Genomic DNA, 15,629 nt, shown 5'->3' on the forward strand with positions numbered 1-15,629 from the left:
ATTAAATTCCTAACAATTTGGTTAAGAAAATATACGATTTTTTTTGGAAGTAGGTATTATTTTTATAACTGCAAAATGAGTTATAGACAGAAAAATAAAATTACAAAATGATGATTATGAAATCTCTGGATTCCATTCCGCTTTAAATATTCATTTATAATGCGGACCTACATCAATTGTTTTCAATAAATAGAAAGGGAAATACCGTTAAACATATTTTGAATGATTAACAAAATTATGGTTAGTTAGCGTTTGTGGCATTTCCCTGTTTAAATTTTCTATTATAATCCCACTATATTATTTTTGAAAGAACCCGACACTTGGGCCGTTTGTTCTTCTCCATTACTGTCGGTATAGTAGAAAATCCCCTGAAAGTCGATATCCGCAGCTATTAAGGCACCAGAGCCGTCGGGGGCATTAATCTTTTTCCTTATATTAACCTTTGCGTTACCCGATTTTGAAGTATAGCCTCTATTGCCTAGAGCACTTATCAATATCCCGATAGAAGAATCACCATTCTCGCCAAGTGAAATGTTGTTTTCCTGACCATCGCGGTATTCAAACCCCCCGCTTATGATTATTTCATCGGTATTTAGGACAAATCCCACTAAGTTTTTTCCATCTTCCTTTGCATAAGTAGCAAGCGCAAAACCATTTTCGTCCTCGCTGTCTACCGTGCCGGAATATCGCTGACCATCAATAGTAATGTCATAACTTCCCAATAAACCTGAGCCCTGATCTCCTCCCGGGCCATTGTCGTCATCACTTTTGCTGCATCCCGCTATTATAGTTATAAATGCGATCAAACTAACGTAAATTGACTTCTTAAAATTTTTCATTTTTCTTTTTTTTATTAAGTTATTGATTTGGATTAAAATTAAAGTTATAGATAGATCATCTTGAATTCTAGAATTTTTACAATACGATTTTAATGTAATTGGTTTTAAAAAGTTTTCCGTTCACTTTCTATTGTATTGAATTGAATTAAATAGATGGGGAAGAAATTTTTATAATTGCTAATGTTTGGTTGTGGTCTTAATACATTTACATTTCGCTTATTCCACGGACAAACTTATTATATAGAATAGTTGTTCACAATATGTACTTAGTATTTGGTAGTTATGAATTAGAATTCGGTTATATCACGTGAAAACCCTGTGGCAGGCAGCGAGATTTTCACTCGTAAACCTTGATTTAGCGTAGAATTTAATAGAGTTGAGAGATATAGGGCAAGCCATAAAGCTGAAGAAAAATAATTCTTTGATTATAGCTGGAACCAGGAATTTAAGGTAAAATCTCCCGTTAAGATTTAGCTGAATTTATTCCCGAATTTGGGATTCCTTTTCACTTAAAGTGAAGCATAGTCTCTAAAATCTCGTTGATTTGTTTGGATCGTTGTCGAGAGACTGGAATTTCGGTATCGTCTTGCATTATTAAACTTCCACCATCTTGTTTTAGGATTCCTTTTACATATTGGGGATTTATCAAATGCGATTGATGAACTCTCAGAAATCCATGGTCTCCCAGGAGTTCTTCAATATCTTTTAGAGTTCTACTTATCAATACCTTATTGCCATCCTTGCAATATACATTTGTATAATTACTGTCGGACTGGCAGCGCAATATATTCTCAATTTCCACAATTTGATAGCCCACTCCCGTAGGCAAAGCCATTTTTGTGCATTCTTCCTTTGAGCCAGATAAACGATCTTGTAATAATTGCCATTGTTGTGTAGAAGTTTTCTTTCTTCTTTTTTCCCAGTTCGATAGTGCTTTTACAATACTTTTCTCGGTTATTGGTTTCAGAAGATAGTTAATGGCGCTATAACGAAAAGCTTTAATAGCATATTGGTCATACGCCGTGGTGAAAATAACATCGAAATCAATGGGAAGTAAGTTATCCAATAACATAAAACCATTTAAATTGGGCATTTCTATATCCAAGAATAATAGGTCTGGCGGATTATTTTTTATGAATTCCAAGCCTAATAGCGGATTGGTGAATATTCCCGTAATGGTATAGTCGGAATCGATTTTCTCGATTAAATTCTTTAGCACATCAATGCAATGGGATTCATCGTCGATTATAATTACTTTTATCATAACAAACTATTGATAGGTTAAATTAATTCTTGTTCCGGCAGCGTGCCCATTTTCCTCTAGGTCGATAATGTTTATACGGATATTCTGGTCGCTGCGATGATTAAATAGTGTCAATCGATCTTTCACTAAATTAGTGCCAATTGAATTGTGCAATTTCATCTTTTTCGCACTTTCTTTCCGTCCTATTCCATTGTCTTCTATGGTTATCTGTAGATTTTTCTTCAGGTCAAATATAATTTTTAATTTTTTTTCCTGTTTTAAACTGGGATAGAGTCCATGCCAAATGGCATTTTCTACTAGGGGCTGTAACAATAATGGGGGAATAAAATATTGGGAAAGTTCTTCTCGAGATTCCACCTGTATGGTATATTCAAATTCACTGCCCATTCTATTCTTTTCAAGAGAAAGATACAATTCTAAAATTTCCAATTCCTCTTCAACTGTTATTTTTTTGTGGTGACTATTTTGAAGAATTCCTCTTAAAAGGCTTGAAAAATCGTCCAGATAATTTACGGCGTCTTCATTTCGCGAGGTCATAATAGTATATTTTATGGCGTTGAGACTATTAAATATAAAATGTGGATTCATTTGATAGCGTAGCGAGACCATTTCTGTTTCACGCAAACGCTGTGTAAAATCGTCCTTTATTTTTTGTTCCTTTTCCTTTTCAAGTTTCGAATACAGTTGAACCAGTTCCGCTGTTTTTTCATTCACCTTTCTATCCAAATCCTCGTTCATTTTTATATGTAGTTGATCATTTCGTTGAAGCTGTGCAATCAATTCTGAAGCGGCTTTCTCTTTTTCTTTTCGGAGAATAGCAAAATTCTTGCTCAATGCCAATGAAAAGCAATATACTTCCAGTAAAAGACCAATCTGAAAAATTACATTGGGTGCCTCCCTGAAATTAAGTAAATGTCCAAGTCTATTATCCATCCCAAAGTAGCCTAGATAGGAGGCCAAAAGAGCCCCAATAAAAAAAAAGGTCTGACCTATTATAAAATAGGGTAATAGAGGGTGTTTAACCTTATAGATAATCCAAAATATCAGTAGAAGATTAATAGGTAATACTATGGCCCGCACCACCGCGAACAAAATATTCCTAATCTCTAAAGCAAATTCAAAATAATTTATTATAAATCTGGATATAGCATATATAAATACTGCCAATCCCAAAATATAAAGTGCTCGGTCTAATAACTTATCGTATTTTTTTACATCCAATAATTTCGATATAAAAAAAATATAGAACCCTATAAAAACAAATTGAATTGGCTCAAACAAATCTTGCGCAAGTTGGGAAGGAAAGTATAAGGAGTTCCAAAAAGGTTTGGCCGTTCGTTGTAGCAAGATAAACCCGTACAAAAGTAGGAATACTAAATACCCAATATAGTAATAATATAATTTGTCACGTAATTGAAATCCAATTACGATAGCAAATATTAGAATGGTTAAAAGAGAAATGTTGTAGAAATACATAAAACCGATAGCCTTTACTTCCTCGGGATGTATTATTTCTTTAATTTGATTTTTCACAATAGAAGGATTATAGGTTGAATCCAACCAAGACCCTGTTTTGAGTATACCTGCGAAATGCAAATTGTTCCCCATAGATAAAGACGAGTTGAGAAGCGATGCGGAAAAATAATTTACTATTTGGTTTTTGTAAAAACCCGGGTACTTTATATTTTCCTTTATTCTAAATCTACCGGGGTCGTAATTAATCTTATAATGTTTACAGGTAAAATTTTCTTTACAAATACCTTCTAAAGTTTCTGGCATTTTCCCAACCCCTGTTAAGTAGTGGATGGGTTTCGAGGTATTGCATGAAATAGGCTCATTTCCCAGGAGGGGGAAATGAATAAATAAGCAAAAGAGGAGAAAACATTTAAAGAAAGCCTTCATCATTAAAGCTAAAATAGAATTTATTTTTGCAGAATTTTAACATTTTTAGAATTTGGCAGGTTTAAGTTAGTATTTGGTCATATTTGACAGTTTTTCTGCCGAATACTAACTGAGCCCTACCAAATTCTAATTGTCTATTGGAATGGAAAACATCTCCCCTTAAATTTGACTCTAATAAAACAAAGGGTTTTGTTTGATAATGTATAGTTTGAGTAGTGTTAATGAGAATAAAGGCTGTTTAACGACAGCCCTTATTTTTAATTCGAATTTGAAAACAATTTTGGAAGGTTGATCCTAAACTTCCACTAATTAGCCAAACAGTAAAAATACCTTTCCGAAATTTATTTTGGGGAAGGTATTTTTCATTTTATTGAATATAACAATGAATGGTTATCTTTGGAATAAAACCATTTTATGACCAACTCTCAAAGATTTAAATTTCCAAAAACTGTTTTGTTTGGGATTACTGCAGCTTATGTTATCTTAATTATCGCCACCTATTTTCTTTATTATAAGGAGCCTATAATTGTTTGCGCCCAACGCATGCTGATTGCCCAGTCGATAGCGTTGGTTTTTCAGGTGGTACTGAATTATTTCAACTATCATTCAAATAATAAAATCGTCATTTTTGCAACCCTATTTGTTAGTTCAATGCTGCTTTTGGGTGCGATTTCAGCTTTTTTCAATTTGGGTCTAATGTGTGAACTCTACGGATTTTAAATGGATATTATAAATGAAATTAGTAACATTCACCATCAGTCTCTTTCTACTGTTTTTCATTCTTGTATCCTGCAAGAATGAAACAAAAAATGGGAAACTAGAGGAGACAAAAACCGAGACCCCAACGAAAATTGTATCTTCCTTACTGAATCCCACTTCTGGTAATAGCTCTTACCCAAGACTTTTCGCCACCGAAAGTCGACTTTTGATGTCGTGGGTGCAAGAGGATTCTATTTCAAGATTATATTATTCAATATTGGAAAATGGAGAATGGACTAAACCTTATGAAGTGAATTCTGGAAATGATTGGTTTATCAGTTGGGCAGACTTTCCTACCATAGCTGAAAATAATGGAAATATTTTGGTGAACTATCTTCAAAATCCTGTAGATGCAAAGGATGATTATAATATAAAAATCAATGTTTATTCGGCTAAAACCCAAACGTGGAAAAAAGATATTCTTTTGCACAATGATGGTACTGCCAGTGAACACGGTTTTATGTCAGTAGTGCCCTTGCATGAATCTTCTTTCTATGTAATCTGGTTGGATGGTAGAAATACTATAGCTAAAGGAGCAGGTCACGGAACTTCCGCCGGACCTGCAATGTCTCTGCGGGGTCGCGTGGTAAATGCCGATGGGACTATGAAACCTTCAGTGGAACTGGATAATCGCGTTTGTGACTGTTGCCAGACTGCCGTAACCCCTATTAATGGGGCTCCACTTCTTGTTTATAGAGATAGATCGGATAATGAAATCAGGGATATTTCCCGTATTAGACTTTCAGATGATTCATTTTCAAAGCCGCTAACTGTTTTTAATGACAATTGGAAAATTTCGGGTTGTCCGGTTAGCGGTCCAGCGATAGCATCTTTTAAAAACAAGGCAGCAGTGGCATGGTTTACCGCGGTAAATAATATTCCTAAAGTCCAACTTGCCTTTTCGAGTGATGGTGGTGAGACTTTTGGAATTCCCATCCAAATAAATAACCATGAAACTAACGGCGGAGTGGATGTGGTAATGGATTCTGAAAATTCCGCAATGGTTAGTTGGATTGAGATAGTTGGTGATGAAGCTATGATCCAGATAATGCGTGTCTCTGCAGATGGGTCAAAAGGTTTTCCAGTTACAATTTCAAAATCGAGCTTGCGTAGTTCTAATGGAAATCCGCAATTAGAAAAGGTAGGAGATTCACTCTATGCTGCGTGGACTCAGACCGAAGGAACAAAAAGTTCAGTAATGACTGCATCTGTTTCTATAAAAGATTTATAGCCGAACCATTGCTTATTCAATTGCGTATCTTTGAAAAAACTACAATTGAAAAAACTACTGATCATAGGTCACACTTTCCCGGAGCCGAGTACCACAGCGGCCGGAGGTAGAATGATGCAGTTGATTAAATTGTTTCAGGAGGAAAGTTTTGAAATAATCTTTGCGAGTACGGCAGTTATTTCTGAAAGAAGCGTCGATCTGCCAAAATTTGGTATTTCAGTCAAAAACATACTTTTAAATGATTCTGAATTCGATTTGTGGGTGAAGGAATTATCCCCAGAAATTGTCATTTTTGACCGATTTATCACCGAGGAACAATTTGGCTGGCGAATTACGGAAAGTTGTCCCAAAGCACTGAAAATTCTTGATACAGAAGATCTCCATTTTCTTCGGAAGTCTAGGGAAGAGGCTGTACGAAAGAATTTACCACTAGAACAAGCTAATCTTTTCTCCGATACTGCCAAGCGGGAATTGGCAAGTATACTGCGATGTGATCTTTCTTTAATAATTTCGGAATATGAGATGGAATTGCTTCAGGATAAATTTGGGATCAACTCCAACATTCTCTTTTATCTTCCTTTTTTAATAAATGGAACAAAGGAAGTAAGGAATCTTCCTTTCTTTGAAGAGCGCAAGCATTTTATCACCATCGGAAATTTGTTTCATCAGCCCAATGTGGACGGCGTTCTTCAGCTAAAGAAATTGTGGCCTAAAATAAGGGAAAAGCTCCCAAATGCCGAATTACATATTTATGGTGCCTATGCGCCCCCAAAAATAAATGAACTTCATAATATAAATGAGGGATTTTTAATAATGGGCTGGGCAGAAGAAGTGGGGAGCGTAATGAAATCAGCTCGCTTGCAGTTGGCTCCATTACGCTTCGGAGCTGGTTTAAAGGGTAAGTTGGTCGACGCCATGCAATTTGGTACACCATCCATAACAACGGTCGTTGGAGCGGAAGGTTTATGCGGAAGTTTACCCTTTTCTGGTTCTATTTCAGAAACCGATGAATCATTTGTAAAAGAAGCAGTACACTTGTATTCAGATAAAAAGGCTTGGGAAACGGCTCAGAAAAATGGCTTTACAATACTAGAAGAGCGATTTCAAAAATCATTCTTTTCACAGGATTTTAATAGGCGCATTGAAGAAATTTCTTCAAATCTTGAAAAGCATAGAGAGAAAAATTTTTTAGGTCAAGTTCTTCAGCATCATACCTTGCAATCCACAAAATATCTTAGCAAATGGATAGAAGCCAAAAACACAATTCCCCAAAATGCTTCTCCGGTTTGTTATGCCAATAGCAGTGAGGTTCGAGACGAGTACAAGTAAGTAGATAGATTCTAGATGAAAGAAGTAAAGGTACTCTTTAAACGTTATTCTTTTTATGGCTATGCTAAATTCTAAGAAATTTAATACAGCTCCACAAATCAATGTATAAGTTTAAGGGAATTATATCCGTAATCCTTGGTGCAGCCAGTTATGGGCTATTGGCTACTGTTGTAAAATATGGGAATCTTCGAGGACTGGATGTAAGTGTGCTTACTTTCTTCCAATACTTTTTGGGGTTTTTGGGATTGGTATTATTTCAGATGGTAAGTAATAGTAGGTCTGGAAAAGCTAAGGCAACACGCAAATCCAAAACCAGACTATTTCTTTTTGGTACCTCATTGGGTATTACTAGCTGCTTTTATTATCTAGCCATACAATATATTCCGGTTTCTATTGCTATTATTTTGCTTATGCAGGCGATTTGGATGGGTGGAGTACTGGAAATGGTTTTGGATAAAACAAAACCTGAAGCGCTTAAAATAATAGGGAGTATTATTGTGTTAATAGGAACTGTTTTAGCCGTAAACATTTTTGAAAATATTCAATCTCTCAGTTTTCTAGGTATCGGTTTCGGACTATTGGCCAGCATTTCTTACACAATCACCTTAACTGCAACCAACAGAGTAGAAAGTGGACTTCCAAATATTATCAGAAGTAAATATCTAGTATTGGGCGGGCTTGCTATTGTTGTGTCGTTTTGGAATATCAAAATCTTTAAAAATTTAGACTTAAACAACCCTCACTTATTATATTTTGGGCTTTTTCTCGGTATTTTCGGTTGTATAATTCCGCCTATTTTATTCAATAAGGGTTTTCCGATAATAGGAATAGGTCTTGGAAGTATTTTATCTGCTATAGAAATTCCGGTCTCTATATTTTCGGCCAAAATCCTTTTGAATGAAGAGATAAAATGGATACAATGGGTGGGCGTGCTCATTATAATTATATCTGTAATTATCATTAATTTACGGTACCTAAAGTTTGGGAAGAAAAGTTTCAATGCCTGATTTGAGTGGCCATTTTCCAAGAGATTGATTCCGAACCTCCATTGCGTATTTTCCGTTTTTCCAAAATTGAACAAAGTAAACTACGATTAATTAGACGCTGTTAGGATTGAACTCATTTTAATTTTTATTTAATTTTGAATTAATACTTCCTCACTATGACAGATAATAACTCCAATTTCCCAAAAGCTAGTTTTGAACTTGAAGAAACAGCTTCGGAACGGAAAGTTCTTTTTGAAAAAATAAATGATTTTTCTGAACAATTTTTAGAATCGCTTCCCAACCGAAAAGCCTTTCAATATAATACACATCCTTTTGCTAATGCGGATTCTTTCTTCGAGATTGATAATAACAAAGCTACCATGGATAATATCTTGGAGTTTTTTGAGGAACGGGTTTTAAATACAGGTCTAAATCCAACTTCTGGAGGACATTTGGGATATATTCCAGGAGGGGGAATTTACAGCTCGGCGCTTGCGGATTATCTGGCTGCTGTTACCAATAGATATGCCGGTGAATTTTATGCCTCTCCAGGTGCCGTAAGAATGGAGGATGCTTTAATCGACTGGGCAGGAAAATTGATGGGTTACGATCAAGGATTCGGAGGAAATCTCACTTCAGGAGGTAGCATTGCCAATCTTATCGCACTTCATACTGCCAAACATCATAAAGGAATTCAGGGTGCGGAGATATTAAGGAGCGTCGTGTACTGTACTGCGCAGTCCCATCATAGTGTTTATAAAGCACTTAAGATTGTAGGACTAGAGGATATAATTGTGCGCAAAATTCAATTGGACACTCATTTTAGGATTTGTGTAGATTCTCTAAAGGGACAGATCCATGCAGATAGGCGGGAGGGACTTCGTCCATTTTTACTTATCGGTAATGCCGGTTCTACAGATGTTGGTGCAGTGGACCCGTTGGTCGATTTGGCAAAAGTGGCCCGTAAGTATAAACTTTGGTTTCACGTGGATGGAGCTTACGGCGGATTTTTTATGCTGATCGAGCGGGGAAAGGAAAAATTAAAAGGTATTGAACAGGCAGATTCCGTAATCCTCGATCCACATAAAGGAATGTTCTTACCTTATGGTTCGGGAATAGTATTGATAAAAGATATTAAACAATTGGCGGCTGCGCACACGTATACTGCCAATTATATGCGCGATGCCCATATTGATGGCCAGTATTCTCCTTCAAACCTATCTCCGGAATTGAGTAAACATTTTAGGGGTTTACGAATGTGGTTGCCTTTGAAATTATATGGTGAGCAGGCATTTTCGGATTATTTGAATGAAAAACTCCAGCTTGCCACATACTTATCACACCAAATTCTTGAACTTGGTTACCAAGTGGTTTGCGATCCCGATTTGAGCATTGTGGCTTTTAGGCTGGAACTCGACGAATATGATAGTGACGAACTGAATAAAAAGGTCTTGGACTACATCCAAAAGGATGGTAGAATCTTTATTTCCTCTACGGTTTTGGATAATAAATTAACCCACGGGCTGCAATACTTTCTTTTAGAACACATAAAGAACATATCGATATGTTTCTAACTTTATTGAAGGAAGCAAAGCAATCGGTGGAGAGGTTACATCTTTAAAATCGTAGGCTCGTAAATCCTTATAAACCCACGTAGACTAAGGGATAAATACTCTTTTTTTTAACATAAATAAATCCGATTATTGAAGGATTATAAAAAGAAAATTATAATCGAAAAAATATTAACTAAGTCTTTCATATATTTACTCACTCAAAGTTTGCAATTTATCGTCAAAATTTTATCCCTGGCATAGGACGGATTTGAAATAATTAATAGAAAACCAATTTTATGAATCCTATCCATTTTTTTTGTTCTAATAGAATAATTAGGGAGAATAAATTTTCATTCACTTATGCCGTTGGCCAGGAATTGGACAATTCCATTGCCTTTGCAAATGATCGGAAATCTTTGAATGCACTAAATAATATTCCCAGCGTTTCGGTTATTATTACCACGGAAGAACTCGCTAATGTAGTGTCTGAGGAAAAGGGCCTTATTTTAAGCGAAAATCCAAAAAAGGATTTCTTTCTACTACACAATTATATGATTAAGGAAAATCATATATCAGCCCTAAATGGAAATGACATTGATGAATCTGCTGTTATTGCACCCACCGCAAGAATTGGCAATAATGTGATAATTGGTAAAAATGTTACTATAGACGATTATACAATTATCGAGTCTAATACTGTAATTGGTGACGATTGTGAAATAGGTCCCTTCGTAGTAATTGGCACGACGAGTCTTCAGCGCACATTAATTGACGGTAGGTTATTCCGTTTGGAATTCGCTGGAGGCGTAAAAATCGGGGACAGATCCAGAGTGTTAACTGGAGCTATAATTCAAAAACCTTATCAAGCATTCTACACAACCGTGGGCGAAGATTCTGTTATTAGTACTCGTGTTATTGTAGGACATGGAAGTAAAGTAGGAAACCGAACTCTAATGTCTGGTGGTGCGGGTATCGCCGGAAATTGTATATTGGGCGATGATGTGTGGATAGGTAGCGGGGCCATTGTGGCAGACAATCTTAAAATCGGGGATAAAGCCAAAGTATTATTGGGCAGCGTTGTAGTTCGGGACGTTGGGCCGAATGAGGTTGTTTCGGGAAACTTTGCATTGGATCACAAAAAAAATATTAGACAACATATAAAAATTAGAGATTGAAAGAATTAGTATTGAAATTTGAATTTAAGGGAGATAGGAATTACGTTCATGGATCAGATGTTTTTGTAAAGATTGTGGATGAAATGTGTGCACGTGGATTTGATAATTGGAATTATATGGAGCTAAATATCAAACAAATTTGCCATAACAACCTTATTTGTTTTCTCTCTGAACGAAAAAATAATCATGAAAATGAAGTGATTAATTTTACGATTAAAAAAGGAAAGGATAGAATTTTTGGAACTATACTCGAAGATCCAGAAGATAAAATTGAATCTCGCTATTCATTTACTGATGAAGATATTTTTGAAAACTGTACCATTAATTATGAGGAGGGTTCAATTACCTATGATAATCCAGAAAATACTTTTTTAACTATTGAAATCATACTTGCAAGTGCCAAATTTTTCTTGGAAAATGCAATGGATAATTCGGTTAAGTGGTATTTCCGAAGAATAAAATTACTGAGACCTATTGAGGAAATTGAGACTCATCCTATTACTCTTAAAAAGGTCTCTGAAAAAAATGGATTTATAGGATTCGATTTGTTTATTGGCGATAAACAATTTGGGGATGGATATGCCGCCGCGGCTATTATACCCGCTCTATAGCAGTAATTACAATTTTTTATACTGGAGGAACCGACATTTCTAATTTGAGCCCAAAATAATATTTTTAGGACTCCTGGGAATTACAATATTTTCCCTTCCTTCCAATTAATAAGACCTCCAAACCCTTAATACTTTTCTGAAAAGAGAAGTTTCCTTCAAAATGATTTATTAAAGAATCCTTTATAAGTAGGGTGTCGTTTATTGAGATACCCATATTATAGATTAGAAATCCATTATGTTCATTTAGTCGTAATATATTTTTGCAAAATTCCTGTCCATAAAATTTGGAAGGAATTTCAGTGTCGATAAATAGGTCGATAATAATCAGTTGAAATCGATTATGAACATTTTTTACAAACTCGAATGCATCCTGGTGGATTATTTGTAATCTATCGGTTTCTATAATTCCAAACTCCGTTTCTGCAATTTGAATTACTTTTGGATCCAGTTCCACGGCAGTTATATTTCCCCTGTAACCAAATTTTTCTTTTAAGGAATGAATTATGCTGCCTCCGCCCATTCCTAAAAGTAAGATATTTTCAACGGAAGTTAAGTCTACTTCTTTTATGCCCAACTCCAATATTTTCTGAAGTTTTCCATAGGAATAATTTGCATTTTCACTATCCAATACTTTTTTTCCGTTGATATAGGTAACTTCCAGCGTTCCATTAATCTCAGAATTATATCTTCGGGTAAAAGGCCAGAGGTAACTTAGAAATTTCTTCAATTGATGTAGACCCATCATCCTTTTCCTTTAGCAGATGTGAACTTTCGGTTAAGTTATACAGTCCCTTCGTTTGATTATATATTGCCTGAGATTCTTATTTCTTAATAAGCTTTTTGAGCAAACCCTCCAAGCCATTCAATTTCAACTCATACATTTCTTCCATCATTCTGCCCAGTTTTCCATCTGGAAACCCTTTCTGCTTAAACCAAACAAAATAATATTCTGGGATATTAGCTAGATAATAGCCTTCATATTTTCCGAAGGGCATTTTGTAATTGGCAAGCTCAATAAGGTGATTTGGGTCGGGGCTACTTCCAAGATTCATATTCCTTGAGTTGTTTTGCGATTCGTTCTTCCCATAATTTTTCCTTGTCCAAATTCAAAGAATGATTAGTTTCTTCATCAAACTTTCTTTGCATTGCTTTTCGTTCGCTTTCTAATTGTAGATAAATGGCTTCGACCTCAGATTTAACACCTGAAGTAAACTTTTTTGCTTGCAATCTTTTTTTCAAAATTCGGGCGTGCAATTCGGAAATATCAAAGTGACCTTGCTCGTGATTTAAAACATTTTGCGAAACTTTCTTCGGGATATACCATGATTCCTGAGGATCAAAAAAACTCTCTGCAGTAAATTCAACTTTTATGTCACCTTCATTAATGGAATAGGTGTATTTAAAATGTATACCCGTCCTAGTGCTCGCCACAAAACGTGCTTTCTCCAATGGCGTGCCTCTAAAATCTTTCCAAGTAAGCTTTGTGTCTGAACTCCAATATATTTTTTCAGAACTTGGCTGAAAGTAAAGGAAAAATGGGAAAATGAAGACGAAAAGTATTTTCATGTTTAATGCAATCAAAGATTATCGCTTTACGATTGAAAAGAAACTGTCTTCTGCAACTGCAAAATAACACTTCTTTTATCCCCAATTAAAGGTGATATCTTTCTCAATATCAGGATGAAGACTTTGCAATACTGGACAAGTTCTGCCCGTATTTTCAAGAATTTTTCTAGATCGCTCATCGATTCCAGCGGGGAAATCTAGGATCACTTCTATTTTGGATATTCTTCTTGGGTCGGCGGCCATGGTTTTTGTAACCATTGCAGTGGTTCCATCCATATTCACATCCATATCACGGGCCTTAATGCCCATAACGGTAATCATACAATTGGCCAAACCTGTTGCTACAGTGTCGGTAGGAGAAAATGCCTCACCTTTACCTTGATTATCCGTAGGCGCATCCGTAATGAATTTGTTTCCAGATTTAAGATGCTCATTTTCGGTTCGAAGATTTCCCAGGTATGTTACTTTAGAAGTGCTCATTCTACAATGTCAAATTTAAGGTCGTTATTATATTTCAAAATGTAGGCAGCTTGATTGCAGTAACCTTCCTTTCCTGAAGGTTCGTAACGAAACTTGTTCTCAATATAAACGGTTTCGCTCTCAGGCAAAATGGCGTCATAGATACTTTTTTCGGAAGCTAAACGCAATAAAACATCGTATGTAACATCAAATCCCCGAACGACAAATCTATTAGGCGTTACCCCGTATTTATTTTTATAGCTTATCATAAAAGCTTCGTGAGAATCGTCTGGAGAGTTTCGGTTTACCGCTGGAAAGGTGAAGTTCAGTTTCGCCAAACGGGCACTTGAAACCTCGTGCCATTCATAGGCATCGTTTTTATTGAGAGTAAAAAGCCGCATGTTGTAATTGCTTGGCATGGAGGCGAGCACATTCACTGCGCTACTTATTAAAACTGGATTTTCTGTTTCAAGCAAGACCCAGTTGTCCATGCCTTCTGAAGCCAACGCCGAGATATCTCTTGCCTGTATATAATCATTTCTCGGTGTAAAAGTCTTTGCTGAGGGAAGAGATGCAAGAGCCATCTCACGCTGCTTTTGTTTTTTTGAATCCGAAATGATTATTATATTCTTTCCTGCCCCGTGAGACCGGATATACTGTATCATTAATTTTTCTAATACCGAATTTGTAGGAAGGGTTTGGAAGAGATTTTCGCTCATTTCCATATCTCTATTGCTTAAGGGAGAGAATACGGGGATCTTCTCTTTTGCCAATAAGGAGGAAGCTTTTTCTACATTTTTCTGGAGCAAAGGACCGATAACGGCATCAACATTTTTGAAATCCTTACTTGAAATTATGGACGTCACTTTGCTTTCGCTCTTCTCCGTATCGTAAACATCGAGAGTAACCGAAATTCCATGATCCTTTGCAAATTCCGCAGCCATTATCGCACCGCTATAAAAATCCAATGCTATGCGAAGCGTGGGATCTTTCTTCAGTATGTCCATATCCGTTTGTGTGGAATCGCTGCTATTTTTATTTAAACTGAAAGGTAGCATAAGTGCAACCGTCTTCATTTTCTTATTGTCTATTTTCTTTTCAAGATCCACGACCGAAATTTCATCAGCGGAAAGGAAGTTATTGGCTTTCGGAATCTTTAAAACCATTCCCTCTCTCAGTCCATCTTTGGCATAAGGATTAAGTGCAATAATTTCTTCTTCAGACAGACCGAATTTTACTTTTAGTCTGTAGAAACCTTCCTTCGGTTTTACCTCATAAAATTGAAAATTGTTCTCATCTATTTCGGCATTGTCGATTATTGTTTTATCGGGAACAATCAGAACCGTTCCTATTTTAAGTTCATTCCCTAAATCTGGATTCAAATCTTCCAGTTCGGCAATGGATATCCCAAATTTCCGGGCAATTCCGTATTTGGTTTCCTTTGGCTGGACCGTATATTCTTTTGTTCCTGGAATAGTTCCACCAATATTTGGATTTTTGATTCCCATCTCACTATTGGTCATTGGGATTATCAGTTTTTCGCCAGTCTTCAAACCGCGTGAATAAAGTTCCTTATTCAGTTTTTTTATGTCATCTACACTAATGTGATACTGCAATGCGATTCCGTAAAGAGTCTCCTTCTTCTTTACCTTGTGCTCCCTATACTTATTACTGGTTCCAGAATCGATTGCTCCCTTTCTAGAAGGTAAAATGAGGATGCTATTCACCTTTAAGCCATTTTTGGCATCTGGATTAAGGTTGTAAAGAGTACTCTCAGAAATATGATAGTCGCTGGCAATACTACTCGCAGTTTCGCCTTTTTGAACAGCATGACTGGTATATGTTTGTTGCTGGGCCGCAGAACCACAACTGACCGTAAAAAGAACAATTACGGAAATGTAGATAAAACACTTCAACATATTGAGGATTGATTTTCTTGATTTGCGAAACATAGG

15 protein-coding genes are annotated in these 15,629 nt (G+C 36.1%); 7 read left to right on the top strand and 8 right to left on the bottom strand.

All coding sequences use genetic code 11. From position 1 onward, the window contains the following. Positions 1–281: 281 nt before the first annotated feature. From EI546_RS14700 to EI546_RS14710, 3 genes are all read right to left on the bottom strand, one after another. Positions 282–839, bottom strand: a complete 558-nt coding sequence (locus EI546_RS14700) for a hypothetical protein (protein WP_128251255.1) — start codon at positions 837–839, stop codon at positions 282–284. A 505-nt stretch (positions 840–1,344) separates the two neighbouring features. Continuing rightward, entirely contained in the window at positions 1,345–2,103 is a 759-nt protein-coding gene (locus EI546_RS14705; protein WP_128251256.1) for a LytR/AlgR family response regulator transcription factor, read from the bottom strand. A gap of 6 nt (positions 2,104–2,109) precedes the next feature. Next, positions 2,110–3,636 (bottom strand): histidine kinase, encoded by a 1,527-nt coding sequence (locus EI546_RS14710; protein ID WP_240673122.1) that lies wholly within the window; start codon positions 3,634–3,636, stop codon positions 2,110–2,112. Between the two features lie 783 nt (positions 3,637–4,419). Between EI546_RS14710 and EI546_RS14715 the strand changes: the two genes are divergently transcribed. The 7 genes from EI546_RS14715 (at position 4,420) to EI546_RS14745 (ending at position 11,649) form a co-directional block, all read left to right on the top strand. Continuing rightward, a complete protein-coding gene (locus tag EI546_RS14715) occupies positions 4,420–4,725 on the top strand; it encodes a hypothetical protein (RefSeq protein ID WP_128251258.1) in 306 nt (101 codons plus the stop codon). 13 nt (positions 4,726–4,738) lie between these two features. Further along, positions 4,739–5,995, top strand: a complete 1,257-nt coding sequence (locus EI546_RS14720; protein ID WP_128251259.1) for a hypothetical protein — start codon at positions 4,739–4,741, stop codon at positions 5,993–5,995. A 45-nt stretch (positions 5,996–6,040) separates the two neighbouring features. After that, entirely contained in the window at positions 6,041–7,324 is a 1,284-nt protein-coding gene (locus tag EI546_RS14725; protein WP_128251260.1) for a glycosyltransferase, read from the top strand. Positions 7,325–7,425: 101 nt separating this feature from the next. Continuing rightward, on the top strand, positions 7,426–8,331 hold the full coding sequence (locus tag EI546_RS14730; protein WP_128251261.1) for an EamA family transporter: 906 nt from the start codon (positions 7,426–7,428) through the stop codon (positions 8,329–8,331). 155 nt (positions 8,332–8,486) lie between these two features. Further along, complete coding sequence (locus EI546_RS14735; RefSeq protein ID WP_240673123.1) at positions 8,487–9,884, top strand: pyridoxal phosphate-dependent decarboxylase family protein; 1,398 nt, start codon at positions 8,487–8,489, stop codon at positions 9,882–9,884. Positions 9,885–10,159: 275 nt separating this feature from the next. After that, positions 10,160–11,038 carry an LbetaH domain-containing protein gene (locus tag EI546_RS14740; protein ID WP_128251262.1) on the top strand — a complete coding sequence of 293 codons (879 nt, stop codon included), beginning with the start codon at positions 10,160–10,162 and terminating at the stop codon, positions 11,036–11,038. Beyond that, a complete protein-coding gene (locus EI546_RS14745; RefSeq protein ID WP_128251263.1) occupies positions 11,035–11,649 on the top strand; it encodes a hypothetical protein in 615 nt (204 codons plus the stop codon). Before EI546_RS14740 ends, EI546_RS14745 begins: the two co-directional genes overlap by 4 nt. 64 nt (positions 11,650–11,713) lie before the next feature. Here the strand turns inward: EI546_RS14745 and EI546_RS14750 are convergent, their stop codons facing one another. The 5 genes from EI546_RS14750 to EI546_RS14770 all read right to left on the bottom strand — a co-directional run bounded on the left by EI546_RS14750 (position 11,714) and on the right by EI546_RS14770 (position 15,626). Beyond that, positions 11,714–12,394, bottom strand: a complete 681-nt coding sequence (locus EI546_RS14750; protein ID WP_128251264.1) for a spermidine synthase — start codon at positions 12,392–12,394, stop codon at positions 11,714–11,716. A 76-nt stretch (positions 12,395–12,470) separates the two neighbouring features. After that, complete coding sequence (locus EI546_RS14755) at positions 12,471–12,701, bottom strand: DUF3820 family protein (RefSeq protein WP_128251265.1); 231 nt, start codon at positions 12,699–12,701, stop codon at positions 12,471–12,473. Continuing rightward, positions 12,685–13,215 (bottom strand): DUF922 domain-containing protein, encoded by a 531-nt coding sequence (locus EI546_RS14760; RefSeq protein ID WP_128251266.1) that lies wholly within the window; start codon positions 13,213–13,215, stop codon positions 12,685–12,687. Before EI546_RS14760 ends, EI546_RS14755 begins: the two co-directional genes overlap by 17 nt. A gap of 75 nt (positions 13,216–13,290) precedes the next feature. Beyond that, positions 13,291–13,695 carry an OsmC family protein gene (locus EI546_RS14765; RefSeq protein WP_128251267.1) on the bottom strand — a complete coding sequence of 135 codons (405 nt, stop codon included), beginning with the start codon at positions 13,693–13,695 and terminating at the stop codon, positions 13,291–13,293. Continuing rightward, the gene (locus EI546_RS14770; protein ID WP_128251268.1) at positions 13,692–15,626 is read right to left on the bottom strand and encodes a LysM peptidoglycan-binding domain-containing protein; all 1,935 of its coding nucleotides are present in this window, start codon (positions 15,624–15,626) and stop codon (positions 13,692–13,694) included. Before EI546_RS14770 ends, EI546_RS14765 begins: the two co-directional genes overlap by 4 nt. Positions 15,627–15,629 lie beyond the last annotated feature (3 nt).

This window comes from Aequorivita sp. H23M31 (assembly GCF_004022485.1).
Taxonomy (GTDB): Bacteria; Bacteroidota; Bacteroidia; order Flavobacteriales; family Flavobacteriaceae; genus Aequorivita; species Aequorivita ciconiae.